We start from the raw sequence: 17823 nt of genomic DNA, 5'->3' as shown, positions 1-17823 counted from the left end.
GCGAACACCCGGCGTTTCGGCCCGATCGTGACTCTTCATCGCATCGCTTCCGGCCACCCCGAAGAGGCTACTCCGCGTTACCCCGCTTGTCAGTGCCCACCCGCTCCCCGTCGCGGTACCAGCGGTACTCCTCGGCGAGGTCGTCGTACTCCGGCGGATACCAGGTCCCAGGGTGCGTGGCCAGCTCAAACACCTTGTCGACCGTCTCCGCGGCGAGCCGGTGGCCGCGGGCGTTGAGCACCCGGGGCAGCTCGGGGTACGCGGTGACCAGGCAGCCCTTGGGCAGGCCGTAAAAACTGATCTTTCCGCTTCCGGCGAACGCGAGGACCGGCATCACCGGGATCGAGACGCCGGCGCTGCGCGACAGCGCCTCCGAGGCGGCTCGGGCCTCGCGGCGGGCCTCCTCGACATAGCGCGGGCGCTTGCCGTCGATCTGGACGACGTCACCCGCGAAGGACACGCGGCTGCGGCCGTGACCCTTGACCGTCACGGCGAAGACACCGCCGGGCCCCACCGCGAGAAAGCCGGTGCGTTCCACACCACCGAGCTCGCGCAGGTCCAGCACGTGCCACCCGTCGCCGAGGTTGCCGATGAGGGTGCCTATGCGACGGTACAGCCGGCTGTGTGCCGCTTCCTCCCGGCGCGTTTCGCGCTCCGCCCTTCGAGCACGAACCCAGTCGATGGGGGTCGTCCGGCCGGCGTCGACGATGACGCGCTGCTCGTACCCTTCGGACTGCGAATCTTGACCGCGGTACAAGACGTCGGCCATCTCGCACACCTCCGATGTCGCCGCTTCGGTTGCGTGTGTCCCAACACCGTACGTGAGCGGGCGCACACTAGGAATGACAGGAGGCCGGAATGACATGGAATGAAGTGGATGAATGCCACATTCACGACGCCGCATGAATTTCACATAGTGCCAACCGAACGGCCTCCGACGCCGTGCAACAGGGGGCCGGGCCGGGGCGGACCGTGGTGCATGTCTGCCCCGAGCCGGCGCTCCCAGGGTTGCTACCGCAGTGGCTGTAGCCGCCCGATCAGGCCCTGCTTGCTGCGGCGCTCCGATGCGGTGAGGGGCTCGGTGACGGCCAGTGCCTCCTGGTACCGCTCGGCGAACTCGGCCACCGGCGCCTCCCAGTGCTCGGCCTCGACCTCCAGCGGCAGGTCCCAGACCGGCGCCAGCAGCCCGTGGGCGCGGAACATCCCGGCGAACTTGGTGTTGTCGCCGAGCAGCAGCCCGCCGCCGGCCGACAGGCGCGACAGCGCGTCGAGCGCGCGGTCCTCGTCGTCGCCGAGCACCAGGCGCACGTGGGAGCGGTCGGTCACCCGGCACCAGTACGTTGCCGGTACGGCGGCCAGCTTCACGGTCGGGAAGATGCTGGCGTTGGCCCGCTCCAGCGACGCGCGCACGTTGGGGTCGTCGGTGGCGTTGTCGTCGAGCCAGAACTCGAACCCGGTGTGCACCGTGATGTCGAGCGGGGTGTTCTCGATGACATCCTGGAGACGGTCGCCGAGGCCGGGCAGGGCGGGGATGTCGACGGTCTGGCCGGGCGGGGTCTCCAGCGCGCACTGGAGGGCCACGGCGAGGTCGCGGGACACGTCGCCGGACTGCACGTGCCGCTGCAGGCCGATCATGACGCGGCCGTCGGGCTTGGTCATGGCGGGCCAGGCCATCGGCAGGACGGTCGCGAGAGTCACCGGCCGGTCGCCGTACTTCTCGGCGAACGCGGGCGCCAGCTTCAGGGGTGCCGAGGCGGCCGGCACCAGTTCCCGCAGGGCGATCCATTCCGGCTCGCTGGCCAGGCCCTCGAACGGCCGGCCCACGTACACGTCCTGGATCTTCTCGCGCTTCTCGCCGCTGGTGGCGCGGCCACGGGGGGTCTTCGCACGCTTGCTCACGGCGATCCAGCCTAGGCGTTCACGTTCTGCCACGTGCGCGGACCGCCGACGCCGGGCGCGTCACTCACCCACCCCGGTCCCATCATTGCGGATATATCCGATGAACCTCACTGGATCAGAGAGTCGCCCAGACGCACTGGCCCAGGCCATCGCGCTCGACGCCCCAGCCCGTGGACAGCGCCGCCACGATCGTCAGGCCGCGGCCGTCCAACGCGTCGGGGCCGGCCACCCGCAGCTGCGGGCCTGCCGAGGAGCCGCCGTCCGTCACGCGGATCTCCAGCGTGTCGTCGGGTAGCAGGCGCCAGGCCACGCGGATCACGCCGCCCGGCAGGGGGGCGGCGTGGCGCACGGCGTTGCCGACCAGCTCCGCGGCGATCGCGATCGCGTCGTCGAGGCGGTCGGCCGAGATCAGGGCGTCGAGCTCGTCCGCGAGCCGGTGCCGGGCGACATGTGCGCCCCGTGGGTGGTGGGGCACCACGACGCACCAGGCGCGCGGTTCCGCGACGGTTGTGGACACGCTCTCAAGCCTCCCCGGGGCCCTCGGCGTCAGCTCGGGGCAGTCGCACCTCGGCGACGGTGCCTCCCCCTCGACGTGGTCGCAATGATACCCATCCATGTTGACGCTCAACGATCCTGCGCACCAGATACAGACCCAGGCCGACTCCCCCGCCGGTGCGCTGATCGCTGGTCTCGAGCTGCCAGAACCGGTCGAACGCCCGCTCGACGTGCTCTGGCCGAATCCCGACACCCCGATCCGAGACCCGGAACCAGACGGTCTGCGGGTCGGCCCCGGCCGTCAGGTCGACCTGTACCCACTTCGGGGAGTATTTACCCGCGTTGGTCACTAATTCCGCCAGCACCGTCGCCAGGCTCGCCCGGTCGCCCCACGTCTTCGGCAGCGTGGGCGGCAGCGACACGCTCAGCGACCGGCGCTGCTCGGTGTTGAGCTCGTCGACCGCGGTGTTGAGCGACTCGACCAGGTCGAACGGCAGCAGGGTGGTGGACTCCACCGTCGGGCCGTCGTCGCCGACCGCGTTGAGCAGCCGATCGACCAGGCGGCTCAGCTCCCGAGCGCGCTGCCCGACCACGTTGATCGCCGCGCGGCGCCCGTCCTCGGTCAGAGACTCCCAGTGATCGACGAGCGTGTCGGCGTAGCCCCGGATCACCGTGATCGGCGTGCGCAGCTCGTGGCCGGTGAGCGCGATGAACAGGTCGCGGCCGTCCGGCGGCTGCTGCGGGCGGGCGCGGAAGGAGACGGCGAGGTCGCTGGAGGCCGGCATGGCAGCGGCGCGGATCTCGATCCAGGTGCCGGAGGCAATCCGGTGCTCAACCGTCTCGTCGCCGGTGGGCAGCGGGAAGGGCCACGGCTCGCCGATCGCGGCCTCCGCCGGACGAGCGGTCAGCAGCGCGGCCGGCGGGTTCCAGGAGCGCACCCGGCGCTCGGCATCCAGCAGCGCGAACGGCTCGGCGGCCAGCCCCACTGCCTTGCCGTCGCTGTAGACGGGCAGGCCCCGGCCCAGCCCGTACTGCAGCGCCACGAACGACGCCAGGAAGCTCAGCGCGGCGCGCTGCTGCTCGTCGGCGGCGCCCTCGGCGTCGGTGTAGCTGACCACGAGCACGCCGACGCCGATGCCGTTGGCGGTCACCTCGGCGGCCATGATGCGGTGCAGGCCGCGGCTGTCGAGCTGCTGCCCGCCCGAGGTGCCGATGAGACTGCTCGGGAACTCGCGGACCCTTGAGCCGAACCGCATCAGCCCCCGCACGGCGGGGTGGATGAGGTCGATGGGCCGGCCGAGCGACCAGTCCAGGTCGCCGGCGACCGCCACGACCCGGCCGCTGTCCTGCGCGTACTCGATGAATGCCGCGCCCGTCGCCCCGGTGGCCACGGCGGCCACCTCGACCGAGCGCTGCAGGCTGGTGAGGCCGCCGCCGCCGGAATTGAGCTCCTCGGCCACCTCGGCGAGACCGCCGAAGATCAGCGGACCAGCATCGACCATGGTGCGAGTCTCCCCCGCCGGGCGGCGCTTTGAAAGGTTGTCCACGAAAAGTTGTCGAGGCTTGATTCAGTCGCACACAGTGTCCGTGACCAGGGATTCACGCATGTTCATCGCGCAGGCCCATGTCGCGGAGGCGCTCGATCACATACGCCGGGCGGTCCGAGATGATGCCGTCGACCCGCAGCTTGACCGCCAGGTCGACCTCGTCCGGCTCGTTGACCGTCCAGACGTACACCGGATATCCCCGTCGATGCAGGCGCTCCACCAGTTCCGGGGACGCGCGCAGCAACTGCACGCCGGGCCCTCCGATCGTGCTGCCGGGCGGAAGCCAGCCGATGCGGCTGGGCACCGACCACACGTCGATGAGCATGACCGTCGGCAGTCCGGGCGCCTGCTGACGCACCCGCCGGACCGCCGTCGACGAGAACGACATCACGCTCACCTGCAGGGGGCGGTCCGGGTGTGGCAGGTCGAGGCCGTACCGGCGCAGGAGCCTGAGCAGTTCCATCTCCACCGCGCCGCCGTAGCGGACCGGGTGCTTGGTCTCGATGAGCAGGCGCATCGGGCGGCCGGCGTCGGTCGCCACGCCGAGCAGCCGGTCGAGCGTCAGGACCTTGCCGCGCCAGTGGTCGTCGACCTGGTTGCGGTCCACGATGAGGTCGTCGGGCGAGTCGGGCAGGTCGGACCGCCAGGAGGCGAAGTCGAAGCGGTCCAGCTCCGCCAGCGTCTGCGTGCTGACCCGGCCGCGCCCGTCGCTGGTGCGGTCGATGCGCGAGTCGTGCAGGCACACCAGGTGGCCGTCGCGGGTGAGCCGGACGTCGCATTCGAGCCCGTCGGCGCCCTCCTCGATGGCGAGGAGGTATGCGTCGAGGGTGTGCTCGGCGTGCCGGCGCGACGAGCCCCGGTGCGCGAAGACCAGCGGCCGCCGGTGTTCGGACGGCTGCTCAGACGACCCGGGGAGCACCGCCGTCCTCGCTCACCATCGGCCGGCCGGAAGCCGCCCAGCTCTGCATCCCGCCGTCAAGGTTGATCGCGCGATCCCGCCCGTTCTGCCGCAGGAACGCGACGACCTGCGCGGAGCGGCCGCCGACCCGGCAGACCACGACGACGTCGCGATCTTCGGGGATGTCCTCGACCCGCGCCGGGATCTGCATCATCGGCACATGCAGGGCGTCCGGCGCATGGCCGGCGACCCACTCGTCGTCCTCGCGCACGTCAAGGATGAAGGCGTCGTTGGCTACGTCCCCGACCGTGGTGGTCGGGATGGAAGGTCCTCTGAACACCGGATCAGGCTACCTGCGGCCGCCTGGCTACATGTGGTTGACCCACGTGGGGTTCTCGACCGCCCACGAGTCCAGCAGGTCTCCCCGCAGCGCCGTGTAGAGCGCCTCAGCCTCGGGCGACGCGATCACGTAGGAGATGCCGCTGATGTCCTGCGGCTCGGAGGGCAGCTGCAGACCGATCAGATTGTCGGGGCGCACGTTGCGCAGCGCGAACATCAGGTCGGCCAGCGACACGCCGTTGGTGTCGACGGTGAGCGCTTGGCCGATCGCCCGGATGAACCGGTCCGCCGCCACCGGGTTGGTGGTGAGCCCCTTCTCCTTGGCCTTGGTGAGCATCGCCCGGATGAACCGCTGCTGGTTCTTCTGCCGGTCGTAGTCGCCGTTGGGGAGGCTCTTGCGCTGCCGGACGAGGTCGAGCGCCTGAAACGGCTCGAGGTGGTGGCAGCCGGGCTCGTAGACGGCCGGGTGGCCGCCGTCGGCGGGCGAGAGGTAGTTGCCCTTGTCGTCCCAGCCGACGTGGATCGAGGTGACCTTCTGGTCGATGCACATGTCGACGCCGCCGAGCAGGTCGACCGCGGCCTTGAAGCCGTCGAAGTTGACGATCGCGGCGCCGTCGAACCGGATGCCGAGCAGGTTGTGCAGCGTCTCCGAGAGCAGCTGGACGCCGCCCTCGCCGCCCCCACCGTACTGGAACGCGCCGTTGATCTTCTCGTGCGACACGCCCCGGAAGCTCGTCGGCGGGAACTCGGGGATCCGCACCCGCAGGTCGCGCGGGATGGACAGCAGATAGGCGCGGTCCATCGTGGCCGGGATGTGCAGGATGATGATCGAGTCGGAGCGCTGACCGTCCTCTGGGTCGAGCGCGCGCAGGTCGGAGCCGATGAGCAGGAAGTTGAGCGGCCCTTCGACGTCGCTGTGCCGCGTCTCGTCGGGGTCGCCCGCGCGCGAGTTCTCGCCGAGCAGCGAGCGCTGGTTGACGCTCGCCGTATAGCGCTGGCTGAGGACCCTGACGCCGGTGACCGCGGTGCCGGAGATCAGCACGATCGCGACGCCGACAACGATGAGCAGCCGCGCCCAGATGGGATCGTGCCCGGGGAGCCTGACCTTCTTCGACCCGCCCGGCTTGCCGGCCTGCGCCACGCCAGATCCAGAGATTTTGGGACCTTCCGGACCGTTGTGGCCTACGGTGGAGCCTTCGGCGTTACCGTCGAACTCCTGCTGCATCACTGCCCCCGAACCGCCCACCCGCGCGTCAGGCGAGAATTCATCCGAGTCTACGTTCGCGGCGACAAGTCTGCCCGCCGCAAGCTCGGCGCGCGATCCTCCGGAGAGCCGTCAAACACGCGATTTTTACTCGTTGACGGCCGGTTTCGGCAATGAGATCTATGCGACAGCTCGGGCATGCAACCCCGCCTGGGGGCCGACATGCCCGGGCTTGCCCGTTTTCTCACTTCGTCTTGGTACTAGCCTTCGCCGACGGCGCCGTGGACGGCTTCGGGCCGCCGGCCGGCGCCGCCCAATCGGCCATCTTGTCATTGCGCACAGCGTCGTACAGCGCGGCGGCCTTCTCGTTGTTCGGCACCACGACGTCCTCGCCGCCGACCATCTTGCTGCCGTCGTTCGGGCTCACCAGGAAGGTGAGGTCGTCGCTGCGCAGGTTGCGGAACTGCAGCGCCATGTCGGCGAGCGAGAAGTCCTTGTCCACGGTGATCGCCTTGGTGACCGCCTTGAGAAACCCGTTGAGCTTCGCCGGGTTGGACACCGTGCCCGAGCTGACGGCCTTGTCCAGGATGGCCTTCATCATCTCCTGCTGGTGCCGCATGCGGGCGAAGTCGCTGTCTGGGAACTGGTAGCGCTGCCGCGCGTAGTCCAGCGCCTCGTCGCCGTTGAGGTGGTTCATGCCCTTCTTGAACTGCCGCTTCGGCGGGTGGATCGAGGTGATGTCCTTCTCGATGTTCATGTCGATGCCGCCGAGCGCGTCGATCACCTGCTTGAACCCGCCGAAGTCGATGAGCAGGACGTGGTCCATGCGGACCTTGGTGTACTCCTCGATCGTCTGCACGGTCAGCGGCGTGCCGCCCCACGAGAACGACGCGTTGAGCTTGGCGTTGGTGTTGCCGTACTGCGTCGTCTTGCTCTTGGGGATGTGCACGTAGAGGTCGCGCGGCAACGAGATCAGATACGCGTGCTTGTGGTCGGCCGGGATGTGCAACATGATCATCGTGTCGGTGCGCCACTCACCCGCCTTGCCCTTGTTGTCGGGGTCGCGGGAGTCGCTGCCGAGCAGCAGGATGTTGAGCGTGCCGTCCACCATCTTGGGCGGCCGGCCACCGGTGATCTGCGAGAACGGGTCGTCACGGGTGAGGCCGGAGTCGACGTACTTGTAGTAGATGACGCCGCCGAGGCCGGCGAGGAGCGCGAGAAGGAGGACCCCACAGCCGGCGACCAGGGCGATGCGGCCCCAGCGCGGGCGAATCTTCTTCCTGCCTGAGTACTCACCGCCGTTGCCGGGCGTGCGCCCGGGCCGGTTCGGCGGAGCACCGGCCGGCCGGCCGTACTCGCCGGGCACGGCGGAACCGGCCGGGGCGTTGGCCGCGGAGACGCGGGCGCCCGACGTCGATGCGGGCGCGCCGGGCACTGCGGCCCGACCCGAGGACGGGCCGCGTGAAGCGGGCGTGGTGGGCATGAGACCACCATACGAAGCCGATGCCCCCGCACCGCGCAACCGCGGCAGGCGCGGCACGAACTCGGGAGAGTCAGCGGCCGCGGAAATACCCGACCGTGCGGGCCAGGCCATCCTCCGGGCCGACGACCGGCTCGTATCCGAGCAGCTCACGCGCCTTACTCAGGTCGGGACGGCGACGCTCAGGGTCGTCCGCGGTCCGCGCCACCAGCGCCACACGGGAGGTGCTGTCGGAAAGCCGCACGATCGACTCGGCGAGCTCGAGCATGGTCATCTCGTGCTCGGTGCCGCAGTTGATCGGCCCGGTCTCGGTCGAGTCGAGCAGCAGGAGGATCCCGCGGACCAGGTCGGAGACGTAGCAGATCGAGCGCGTCTGGGTGCCCGTGCCGTGCACGGTGATCGGCTCACCCCGCAGCGCCTGCGAGATGAAGGTCGGAATCGCGCGACCGTCGTCGGGGCGCATGCGCTCGCCATACGTGTTGAAGATCCGCACGATGCCCACGTCGGCGCCGCGGCCGCGGTGGTAGCCCATGACGGCCGCCTCCGAGAAGCGCTTCGCCTCGTCGTAGACGCTGCGGACACCGACCGGGTTGACGTTGCCCCAGTAGGACTCCGGCTGCGGATGGACCAGCGGGTCACCATACGCCTCCGAGGTGGAGGCCATGATGAACCGCGCCCCGTCGGCGACGGCCCGCTCCAGCAGCTGCAGCGTGGCGAGCGAGCCGACCCGCAGGATCTCCACCGGCAGGTGCGCGAAGTCCGTCGGGCTGGCCGGCGACGCGAAGTGCATGATCGCGTCGAACCGCCCGGCGAGCGCCTCCACCGCTGGCAGCGGCTCGGTGACGTCGGCCTCGACGAGGGTGAATCGCGGATGATCGTGCAGGTGTGCGACGTTGTCCTTACTACCGGTGAGAAAGTTGTCGACGACGACGACGCGCGCCCCCCGGGCGATGAGGGCGTCGGCGAGGTGGGAACCGACGAATCCGGCACCACCGGTCAGAAGGATCCGATGTCCCTCGCCGTAACGCTGCGCAACGACCATGACGCACAGCCTAGCGTGTCCCCGCCCCGGGCCCAGGGGGTCGGCGGCGGCCCCCGGACCCGGCACGTTCAACGGTTTCGGATCAGTGCGCGCCGGCCCCGGTCATCGACCGGGCCTCCAGCTCGCCGCCGACCGTCACGTAGACGATCATCAGCACGCCGATCAGCGCGATCGTCACGATCTTCGCCGTCTCGGCGCTCATGCCGAGGAACGTGTCGCCGGCCTTGATGCCCAGCAGCAGGGCGACCAGCGCGCCGGCCCCGACCATCTGGGCCAGCAGGTAGAAGATCGAGACGATGATGGTCGAGATGCTGCCGGCGGTGCGCACGGGCGCCTGCCGCATGCGGAACGCCAGCACGTCGGCCATCGTGTACCGGCCGGAGTTTCGCATCAGCTCGGCGACCAGCAGCAGGGCGACGAGCCAGGCGACGAGGAAGCCGATGCTGTAAAGGAACCCGTCGTAGCCGTTGAGCGCGATGATGCCGGCGATGCCCAGGAAGCTCGCCGCCGACATGTAGTCGCCGCCGATCGCCATGCCGTTCTGGAAGCCGGTGAACGAGCGGCCGCCGGCGTAGAAGTCCGCGGCGTTGCGGGTCTGCCGGCTGGCCCAGATGGTGATCGCGAGCGTGACGCCGACCAGGATCACGAACAGCGCGAGCGTCAGGGTGCGCTGGGTGGCGACCGAGGTGGCGGCGAGGTACACGGGCTCACTCATCGCCGGCTCCCTCGATCTTGGCGCGGAGGTCGTCGGCGAGCGGGTCGATGCGCCGGTCCGCGTATCGCGCGTACAGCCACACGATGAGGAACGTCGACACGAACTGCAGCAGCCCGAAGATCAGCGCGATATTGACGTGGCCGACGACCTTGGTGCTCATGAAGTGCGCGGGCGTATGCGGACAGCAGGACGTACAGCGCGTACCAGACGAGGAACGCGGCGGATACCGGAAACACGAAGCGGCGCAGTGTGCGGCGCAACGCGTCGAATTCCGGCGTGCGGGCGACGGCGACGTAGCGGTTCTCGCCGGCGTCCGCGGATACCGGTGTCTCGGTGCTCATGGGTGATCACCACCTGCGGTTTGGGGGTGCGGGTGACCGCGCACGCTAAGAACCCGGCAGGCATCAAGAAAGATCTCTCCCGGCATCGGTACGCCGCGTGCGCCGAACGGTGCCGCCCGTGCGCCCGGTGACGTGGTTCACGCCGCCTACCGGCACTGCCCGCGACTCGGGCAACGCATCCGAGTTACCGCAATCAACACATTACTGAATGAGATCGCCTTAATTGGTCAATAATGCGAAAAAAGGGTCGAAAAGCGTCCGTGGGTGTCCTGACTCAACGGCGGAGCCGCCTCGATCCGGCCGCGCCGTGGTGGCGTGGAGATTTGAACGCGATTGTCCATTTGCCGACACGATCGTGTTCGGTCGTGCGGGCGGCGTGCCCGGTCCACTCGAAGGGCCTCGGCAGCCGACTAGACGACCCGACTGGCTGTTCGTTCGATCCCGAACGACCTTCCGTGTTGTAACGTCGCAACGCAAACATTGCCAGAGCTAGAGCGCTTGGAAGTCGCTGGTGAGGACGTAGACAGCATCTGTTGAGACTCCACAGCCACGACTGGTCCAGTGCCGGTAGTGACGGACAGCTCGTCCTCAGGCGTCGCCGTATTCGGTCGAGTCGCCGGCCAAAAATGAGCCGGTTCGATATCGGCAAAGTTATGCCCTACCCGGGCCGGGCTCCGTCGACGCCTGGAGTCAATCAGTAGGCGGTCCCGCCCAGGTGCCTTTCCTTGAAGGAGAATCAGTGCTTCAGCGCCTCCGCGCGGCCCGTGAGAACGAGAGCGGCTTCACGCTCGTCGAACTCCTCATTGTCATCGTCATCCTCGGCATCCTCGCCGGCATCGTGGTCTTCGCCGTGGGCGCCTTCAACGACCGCGGCGAAAAGGCCGCGTGCAAGGCCGACAAGAAGACCGTCGAGGTCGCGGTGGAGGCCTACAGGGCCCAGGGCACCGGGTATCCGGCCGCCGGCGACTGGGAGGCGCTCACCAGTCCCAGCGATCCCGCTAAGCGGTACCTCAAAGAAAAGCCGGCCCCCGCCAACAGTGAATACACGATCACGCTGGGCGCTGACGGGCAGGTGACCGCGAGCGGGGCCTGCAGCTGACGACCGGATAGAGGGAGGGCCACCGACGGCGGCCCTCCCTATCTGCGTTCCGACATCTGTGCGGCACCTTTGGAGGTTGGTATGCACGATCGCCGCGATCATCTCGATGCGCTGCTCGATACGTTGTGGCGGGAGCGCGGCACCGACCTGCTGCTCACCGTAGGCATGCCCCCGCAGATCCGCGTGCACGGTGAGCTGAGCTCGGTGACAGGGCACGAGGTGCTCAGCAGACGCGACACCGACGCCCTCCTCGCTGCGATGCTCACCGCCGAGCAGACATTGGCCTGGCACGCGTCCCGCGAGTACGACTTCTCCTTCAGTTGGCGTGACCTTGCCCGGATCCGGGGCAGCGCCTTCAGCCAGCGCGGACAGACCGCTGTGGCGCTGCGGATGATCTCGCAACGCGTTCCGACGATGGCCGAGCTGGGCCTTCCCCCTGTTCTGTGGCATTTCGTCCGCCAGCATCAGGGCCTGGTCCTGGTCACCGGGCCGACGGGGTCGGGCAAGTCGACCACCCTTGCCGCGATGATCAACCAGATCAACAGCGACCGGGCCTGCCACATCCTGACCATCGAGGATCCGATCGAGTACCTCCACGAGCACAAACGCGCCATGGTGAACCAGCGCGAGGTGGGCTCGGACACCGCGTCGTTTCCGGACGCGTTGCGCTCCGCGCTGCGCGGTGACCCGGACGTCCTGCTCGTGGGCGAAATGCGTGACCTGGAGTCGATCCAGTTCGCCCTGACCATCGCCGAGACCGGCCACCTGGTCCTCGCGTCGTTGCACACCAACGACACAGCCCAGGCCCTCGCCCGCATCATCGACGTTTTCCCAGCCGAGCAGCAGGCCCAGGTCCGCACGCAGCTCGCGGCAGCGCTCACCGGAATCGTGTACCAAAGGTTGATCCCCCGGGTCGGCGGAGGTCTGGTCGGCGCCCACGAGGTGCTCGTCGCGACGAGCGCGGTCCGAAACCTCATCAAGGAGGGCAAGACCCACCAGCTGCGTAACTCGCTGGTGACCGGCCACAGGGACGGCATGGTCACCTTCGAGCAATCGCTCTCGTCGCTCGTTCAGGCCGGTGCGATCACCATCGACGACGCCCTAGCCCGCAGCCTGTATCCCAAGGACATCGAGACCCATCCTCGACCGCGGGCGAGCGTGACGGCATGAGACTGAGGAATTGGGGACAGTCGGCTGAGTCCGTCGAGGCGACACCGACGACACGCGCACAGCGCATCGAACCGGGCCGTCCCGACGACCTGACCGTGCAACGGGGTGGCCGTCGCCTCGGCGAGATCCTCGTCGAGGCGAACTTGGTCAACCCCCAGCAGGTTGTTTCGGCCTTGGTGGAGCTGCAGCACGGTCCGGCGAAGTTCCTGGGCGAACGCTTGGTCGAGCTCGGCGCGCTCAGCGAGCGCGACCTCGCGTGGGCGGTCGGCGCGCAGTACTCAATGGACGCCATCGACCTCCGCGAGATCATGCCGGAGCCCCCGGCAATCGAGCTGCTGGACGAGGCGACCGCCCGCGAACTCGTCGCCATCCCGCTGGCGCTGCGCGGGGAGGCCGTGATCATCGCGGTGGCTTTTCCCGCCACTGCGCAGGCACTGCATGAGATCATCGGCCGGCCGCTGATCGTCAAGGTCGCGTCGCGCTCCGAAATCAGCCGCTTGCTCGCCAACAGCTACCGTGCGCTTGCCGCGGTCAGCTCCCAGGTCAGGGTCTTCGAGACGCAACAGTCGTTGCGCAAAGAAGTGGCCAGGCTCGACCCTGCCGTGGCCAACGACGACGCGCCCGTGGTGCAGATCGTCCAGCTCATCATCACGCAGGCCCTGCGGGACCGCGCGTCCGACATCCACATCGAACCGCAGCCGGAACGGGTCCGGGTGCGCTACCGCATCGACGGTGCGTTGCACGATGTCCTCAACCTCCCCGCGGCCATGGGGCCCGTCGTGGCGAGCCGGATCAAGATCCTCGGCGGGATGAACATCGTCGAGCGTCGCCGCCCTCAGGACGGGCAGATCAGCATGGACATCGAGGGCCGAGGCGTCGACATCCGGGTGTCCACCACCGCCGTCATCGACGGCGAGAAGGTGGTCATGCGACTGTTGGACAAGAGCCGCCCGCTTTTCCGCCTGGAGCAGCTGGGCATGCCGAACGACATGGCCACTCGGTACTCGGCGTTGCTGCGTTCGCCGTACGGAATGGTGATCTGCGCCGGCCCGACGGGCAGCGGCAAGACGACCACGTTGTACGGATCGCTGAGCGAGATCAACACCCCCGAGCGGAACGTCACGACGATCGAGGATCCGGTCGAATACCGCATTCCGTCAATCAACCAGATTCAGATCAACGAGCAGGCCGGCATCAGTTTCGCGGGCGGCCTCCGGTCGATCCTGCGGCAGGACCCGGACGTGATTCTGGTCGGTGAGATCCGCGATGTCGAAACCGCCCGCATCGCCGTCCAGTCGGCGCTCACCGGACACTTCGTGCTCTCGTCCCTGCACGCCACCGATGCTCCATCGGCTCTGCTTCGGCTGCTCGACATGGGTATCGAGGGCTTCCTGGTCGCGTCGTCGGTCACCGCCGTGCTGTCGCAACGTCTCGTACGGCGCATCTGCAACCACTGCCGTGAGCTGTACAACCCCTCCGCCGAGGAAATGGGCCTGCTACACGCGATCCAGGGAGTGCCGCCGAGCGGTGGTTTCGTGCGTGGGCGCGGCTGCAACTTCTGCACACACACCGGTTACCTCGAGCGAACCGGCGTCTACGAGATGCTGACGGTGACGGGGAGGATTCGCGAAATGATCCTCGACCGCGCATCGCACGAGGAGATTCGCAAGGTGGCGCGGGCCGAGGGGATGCGCACTCTCCAGGAGGAGGCCGCCCGCCTCGTCGAAGCCGGCGTGACCACCCTGGCCGAAGTTCTGCGTTCAATCTATGTCGTGGGGGCCTGAGGTGAGCGAGTACGGCTACCGCGCTGCCCGTCCGGACGGACAGCGCGCCACTGGTCTGGAGCAGGCCTACACCGCCGTCCATCCCGACGGACTGCGCGCCGCTGACATGGAGCAGACACAGAACCTGTGGGTCGCCGAGCGGGCGTTGCCCGAGCCACAGTCGCGTGACAGCAAGGTCAGCGAGAAGAAGAGCTTCTGGCAGCTCGAGCTCTCCCCGCCCCGGGTCAAGCGGGAAGAGGTCATGCACCTGTCCCGCCAGCTCGGGGCGTTCGTCCGCGCCGGACTGCCGATCATCGACGCGGTTCGCGCGATCGGCGAGGAGGCGACGAACTCCAGCGTGCGGCGCATGATGACCGAGGTCGAGGAAGGGTTGCGCACCGGAGAGAGGCTGTCGGACTGCTTCGACCGGCACCCGAAGATCTTCCCCGACTTCTATCGCGGCATCCTGCGCTCGGCCGAGCTCACCGGTCAGCTGGACACGGTCCTGGATCAGCTCGCGAAATACCTGGAGCGGGACCTCGAGGCCAGACGCAAAATCAAGGCAGCCTCGATCTACCCATCGATGATCGCGCTCATGTCGTTGGTCACCGTGGTGGTGTTGGCCGCGTTCGTCCTGCCCCGGTTCAAGGTCTTCTTCGCCGGCCTGAACGCCGAGCTACCGCTGCCCACGCGCATCCTTCTCGGGGTGACCGACTTCTTTACGCAGTGGTGGTGGGCCGTGCTGGCGGGCGTTGCCGTCGTAGCGGCGAGCATCTTCCTCGCGCTGCGCACGGAAGGCGGCCGGTATGCCAGAGACCGCCTCGTGCTGCGCATACCCGTGATTGGCGCAGCGGTCCAGTTCGCGCTCGTCGAGCGCTTCTGCCGCATCCTCTCATCCATGGCCGGAGCCGGCGTCGCTCTGCCGGAGGCGCTGCGGGTGGCCACGGAGTCGTTGCGCAACCTGGTATTCGTACGTTCGCTCGCTCACGTGGGCGAAGCGATGCTCGAAGGTCAAGGCCTCGCCCAGCCGCTGTCCAGCACCGGGCTCTTCCCTCCGACCGCCGCTCGGATGATCCGCGTCGGTGAGGAGACCGGCACACTCGACACTCAGCTGGAGGTCACCGCCCGCTACTACGAGGGCGAGCTCGACTACAAGCTCAAGAAGGTGACCGCGCTCTTCGAGCCGGCCGTCATCGTCGTCATGGGACTGGTGGTCGGATTCGTGGCTGTCGCACTGGTGTCGGCGATGTACGGCATCTTCAACCAGGTGGACGTGTAGATGAAAACGGACCCGAACGATCGGGGGGAAACGCTGATCGAGCTGCTGGTCACGGTGATCATCGTGGGAGTCGCGGTGGTGGCCCTCGTCGGCGGCGTCGCGACCAGCATCCGGATGTCCGACATCCACCGGAAGCAGGCCCAAGCCGGCGCCTACCTGCGTGCCTATGCCGAGACTATCGAGCATTCCGTAGCGGCCTCCGGCAAATACACCCCGTGCGCGCGGACCTACGACGTCAGTTTTGATCACGATCAGGCTTACATCCCGACGATTACGGACGTCAGGTATTGGAACGGCTCGACCTTCGCGGCCGCGTGCGCAAGCGACAGCGGGGTACAGAAGGTATCGCTGAAGGTCAGCACCAGGGACAACTCGGTCACCGAGACCCTCGACATCATCATCCGCAAGCCGTGACGTTCGGAGTCGCCATGCGCGTGAGACGCGACGAACGCGGTCTGACCCTTGTCGAGGTGCTGGTTGCGATCGCCATCCTGGGCATCATCATCATTCCGCTCGGCAACGCTCTGCTCAGTTTCATCCGCAACACCGACGACACCACCAGACGCCTGAGCGAGTCACACGACGCACAGATCATGGCGGCTTACTTCGCCCAGGACGTGCAGAGCGTCGGGGTGCGGGACTGGGAAAAGGACGGGTTCCCGCTCAAACAATCCATTTTTCCTAATGTTGACTACAACAGCCTTGCCTACAACAGCCCCGCTGATAAATGCGGTGCAGACGACACCCCGAAGGCGGTTGTCGGTTTCGCTTGGAACAACCGCGGAACGTCCGAGACCGTTCGAGTGTCCTATGTGGTCAAAACCGTGGGTACAGAGCGTCAACTGCATCGCATCCGTTGCGTGGGATCGTTGGCTCCCGTCAACATCGTGCTCGCCCGCAACGTCGTGGATGCCACCCCCCCTGACTGCTCGGCCGTCTGTTCCGCGGCGCCCAAGGTGCCGCAGAGTGTGACCCTGACCGTCACCATCAAGGCCAGCGGCGGGCAGCAGCCGCTCATCGTCACCCTCACCGGCCAGCGGAGACAAACATGAGGTCAAGGATCAAGCACACCGATGACAGCGGGGCGGCCCTGGTTCTCGCGCTCGTTTTCATCACGGTGGTCGCCGTCGTCATCGCGGCGGTGCTGTCCTTCGCGGACACGAGCATTCGCACCACGCTGCGCCTACGCGATCAGGCAGCGGAGGCCGCCGCCGTCGACGGCGCGGCTCAGATCGCGATCAACAAATTGCAGCAGGGGACGTTCGACGGAACCGTCGGAAAGTGCTTCGGCCCCACTTTGGACACGCTAGACGTGCCGAACTTTTACCAGCCGCCGTCCGGTTCGGCGTACTCCGCCGCCGTCAAATGCACGAAGGACGAGAGCAAGAGTTCCGCTTCCCCGGTGGTGATCAGCGCGGCGAACAAGCCGGGCAGCGCGATCCTAACGCTGGGAACCACCGGCGATGGCCTCAACATCAAGGTCAGCGGCGGGGGGACCATAAAGGTCCATGGTGGCATTTTCTCCAATTCGAATATCACCATCAGCCAGGGCGTCCTGAGTACCAACACAAGTGTGACCGCGCGCGGCAACTGCACCGGCTCGATCACCAGCGACCCGGCCAGGAAGTGCAACATCGGAACAGCCGCGGACCCACGTGGCAACGACCCGAACTACCCGGCACCGACGACGACCCCGACGCCTCCGTCGTTCCCGGTCTGCAGCGGCAACAACAAGGTCATAGACTTCTGGCCGGGGCTCTACACCGACCTGGCGAAGTTGAACAAGATGACGGATGGGTCTTCCTGCAAGAACAGCATCTACGTGTTCAATCCGGGCACCTACTACTTCAACTTCGGTGGCGAATGGTTGATTGATTCGGGGTATCTGATCGGCGGGACCCCAACCACGAAACCAGTCGGCGGAACGCCGCCGACGATTCCAGGTTCATGCAAGAGCCCAATTCCTCCCAATCCGCCGCCGTCCGACGGCTGGACCAACGCTGGCGTGCAGTTCGTGTTCGGCGGCGACAGCCGAATCCGGGTCAAGGCGGCGCAGGTCGAGATCTGCGGCACCTACTCCAAAACCAGCCCGCCCATCGCGGTGTACGGGTTGAAGACAGCGGTCGACAGTGTGCCTGCTCAGAGCGGTTGCATCACTGCCACGTCGTCGGGTTGCGCGCTGATCAAGACGGAGAACTCACCGAGCAGCAAGCTCTACATCCAGGGCACGACGTACGTGCCGAAAGCGGCCGTAGATATTTCGCTCAACAACGCGACGGCGCAGGTCTTCCGGTACGGCGTCATCGCTCGCAGCCTCGCCATTTCGGCCACCGGCAGCTTTAACCTTTCGAGCGCCTTGATCGAGGTGCCGGATGATTCGCCCGGCTTCGGGATGCGCGCCGTCGTCAACCTCAAGGTGTACATCTGCTCAGGCGCCGCCAAGTGTAGTACCGACGGTGATCCCAACCTGCAGGCAATGGTGGGGCTTGCGGATCCATCGGGCAAACGGGAGATCACGGTCTACAACTGGAGCGTGCCGCGGTAGCCGGACG

16 protein-coding genes and 2 pseudogenes are annotated in these 17823 nt (G+C 67.5%); 7 read left to right on the top strand and 11 right to left on the bottom strand.

The features are described from left to right. Positions 1-67 precede the first annotated feature (67 nt). The 11 genes and pseudogenes from AB0367_RS22275 to AB0367_RS22225 all read right to left on the bottom strand — a co-directional run bounded on the left by AB0367_RS22275 (position 68) and on the right by AB0367_RS22225 (position 9960). Complete coding sequence (locus AB0367_RS22275) at positions 68-769, bottom strand: hypothetical protein (RefSeq protein ID WP_366228276.1); 702 nt, start codon at positions 767-769, stop codon at positions 68-70. Between the two features lie 242 nt (positions 770-1011). Then, entirely contained in the window at positions 1012-1899 is an 888-nt protein-coding gene (locus tag AB0367_RS22270) for a DUF5926 family protein (RefSeq protein WP_366228275.1), read from the bottom strand. 115 nt (positions 1900-2014) lie between these two features. Continuing rightward, positions 2015-2416 carry an ATP-binding protein gene (locus AB0367_RS22265; RefSeq protein ID WP_366228274.1) on the bottom strand — a complete coding sequence of 134 codons (402 nt, stop codon included), beginning with the start codon at positions 2414-2416 and terminating at the stop codon, positions 2015-2017. 4 nt (positions 2417-2420) lie between these two features. Then, complete coding sequence (locus tag AB0367_RS22260; protein WP_366228273.1) at positions 2421-3896, bottom strand: HAMP domain-containing sensor histidine kinase; 1476 nt, start codon at positions 3894-3896, stop codon at positions 2421-2423. Positions 3897-3993: 97 nt separating this feature from the next. Continuing rightward, the gene (locus AB0367_RS22255) at positions 3994-4860 is read right to left on the bottom strand and encodes a glycerophosphodiester phosphodiesterase family protein (protein ID WP_366228271.1); all 867 of its coding nucleotides are present in this window, start codon (positions 4858-4860) and stop codon (positions 3994-3996) included. Beyond that, complete coding sequence (locus tag AB0367_RS22250) at positions 4841-5179, bottom strand: rhodanese-like domain-containing protein (RefSeq protein ID WP_366228270.1); 339 nt, start codon at positions 5177-5179, stop codon at positions 4841-4843. The genes AB0367_RS22255 and AB0367_RS22250 overlap by 20 nt, the downstream gene beginning before the upstream one ends. Before the next feature lie 27 nt (positions 5180-5206). Further along, entirely contained in the window at positions 5207-6319 is a 1113-nt protein-coding gene (locus AB0367_RS22245; RefSeq protein WP_366228269.1) for an LCP family protein, read from the bottom strand. Positions 6320-6626: 307 nt separating this feature from the next. After that, on the bottom strand, positions 6627-7865 hold the full coding sequence (locus tag AB0367_RS22240; RefSeq protein WP_366228268.1) for an LCP family protein: 1239 nt from the start codon (positions 7863-7865) through the stop codon (positions 6627-6629). A 70-nt stretch (positions 7866-7935) separates the two neighbouring features. Further along, entirely contained in the window at positions 7936-8904 is a 969-nt protein-coding gene (locus AB0367_RS22235; RefSeq protein ID WP_366228267.1) for a UDP-glucuronic acid decarboxylase family protein, read from the bottom strand. Positions 8905-9028: 124 nt separating this feature from the next. Further along, positions 9029-9619 (bottom strand): annotated as a pseudogene (locus AB0367_RS22230) (cation acetate symporter); the annotation flags it as partial. After that, a pseudogene (locus tag AB0367_RS22225) lies at positions 9612-9960 on the bottom strand (DUF485 domain-containing protein). The pseudogenes AB0367_RS22225 and AB0367_RS22230, both read right to left, overlap by 8 nt. A gap of 739 nt (positions 9961-10699) precedes the next feature. Between AB0367_RS22225 and AB0367_RS22220 the strand changes: the two are divergent. The 7 genes from AB0367_RS22220 to AB0367_RS22190 all read left to right on the top strand — a co-directional run bounded on the left by AB0367_RS22220 (position 10700) and on the right by AB0367_RS22190 (position 17816). After that, the gene (locus AB0367_RS22220; protein ID WP_366228266.1) at positions 10700-11059 is read left to right on the top strand and encodes a prepilin-type N-terminal cleavage/methylation domain-containing protein; all 360 of its coding nucleotides are present in this window, start codon (positions 10700-10702) and stop codon (positions 11057-11059) included. 81 nt (positions 11060-11140) lie between these two features. Beyond that, complete coding sequence (locus AB0367_RS22215; RefSeq protein WP_366228265.1) at positions 11141-12229, top strand: PilT/PilU family type 4a pilus ATPase; 1089 nt, start codon at positions 11141-11143, stop codon at positions 12227-12229. Positions 12230-12372: 143 nt separating this feature from the next. Next, entirely contained in the window at positions 12373-14013 is a 1641-nt protein-coding gene (locus AB0367_RS22210; RefSeq protein ID WP_366228264.1) for a GspE/PulE family protein, read from the top strand. Further along, positions 13997-15271 carry a type II secretion system F family protein gene (locus tag AB0367_RS22205; protein WP_366228263.1) on the top strand — a complete coding sequence of 425 codons (1275 nt, stop codon included), beginning with the start codon at positions 13997-13999 and terminating at the stop codon, positions 15269-15271. Before AB0367_RS22210 ends, AB0367_RS22205 begins: the two co-directional genes overlap by 17 nt. Continuing rightward, entirely contained in the window at positions 15272-15685 is a 414-nt protein-coding gene (locus tag AB0367_RS22200; RefSeq protein WP_366228262.1) for a prepilin-type N-terminal cleavage/methylation domain-containing protein, read from the top strand. Between the two features lie 14 nt (positions 15686-15699). Continuing rightward, positions 15700-16323, top strand: coding sequence for a prepilin-type N-terminal cleavage/methylation domain-containing protein (locus AB0367_RS22195; protein ID WP_366228261.1), 624 nt, complete (start codon positions 15700-15702; stop codon positions 16321-16323). Then, complete coding sequence (locus tag AB0367_RS22190) at positions 16320-17816, top strand: hypothetical protein (RefSeq protein ID WP_366228260.1); 1497 nt, start codon at positions 16320-16322, stop codon at positions 17814-17816. Before AB0367_RS22195 ends, AB0367_RS22190 begins: the two co-directional genes overlap by 4 nt. Positions 17817-17823: the final 7 nt, after the last annotated feature.

The sequence above is a fragment of the Dactylosporangium sp. NPDC051484 genome (genome assembly GCF_040689395.1).
In the GTDB taxonomy this organism is placed as follows: Bacteria; Actinomycetota; Actinomycetes; order Mycobacteriales; family Micromonosporaceae; genus Dactylosporangium.
Note: the sequence above shows the minus strand (reverse complement) of the source record. Positions and strands in the feature narration are given on the sequence as shown.

What these genes read in the sequence shown, in the direction of transcription:
- AB0367_RS22195 (WP_366228261.1), top strand. Translation starts at nt 15,700, where the DNA reads ATGCGCGTGAGACGCGACGAACGCGGTCTGACCCTTGTCGAGGTGCTG.
- AB0367_RS22190 (WP_366228260.1), top strand. Translation starts at nt 16,320, where the DNA reads ATGAGGTCAAGGATCAAGCACACCGATGACAGCGGGGCGGCCCTGGTT.
- AB0367_RS22260 (WP_366228273.1), bottom strand. Translation starts at nt 3,896, where the DNA reads ATGGTCGATGCTGGTCCGCTGATCTTCGGCGGTCTCGCCGAGGTGGCC.
- AB0367_RS22200 (WP_366228262.1), top strand. Translation starts at nt 15,272, where the DNA reads ATGAAAACGGACCCGAACGATCGGGGGGAAACGCTGATCGAGCTGCTG.
- AB0367_RS22215 (WP_366228265.1), top strand. Translation starts at nt 11,141, where the DNA reads ATGCACGATCGCCGCGATCATCTCGATGCGCTGCTCGATACGTTGTGG.
- AB0367_RS22235 (WP_366228267.1), bottom strand. Translation starts at nt 8,904, where the DNA reads ATGGTCGTTGCGCAGCGTTACGGCGAGGGACATCGGATCCTTCTGACC.
- AB0367_RS22205 (WP_366228263.1), top strand. Translation starts at nt 13,997, where the DNA reads ATGTCGTGGGGGCCTGAGGTGAGCGAGTACGGCTACCGCGCTGCCCGT.
- AB0367_RS22275 (WP_366228276.1), bottom strand. Translation starts at nt 769, where the DNA reads ATGGCCGACGTCTTGTACCGCGGTCAAGATTCGCAGTCCGAAGGGTAC.
- AB0367_RS22240 (WP_366228268.1), bottom strand. Translation starts at nt 7,865, where the DNA reads ATGCCCACCACGCCCGCTTCACGCGGCCCGTCCTCGGGTCGGGCCGCA.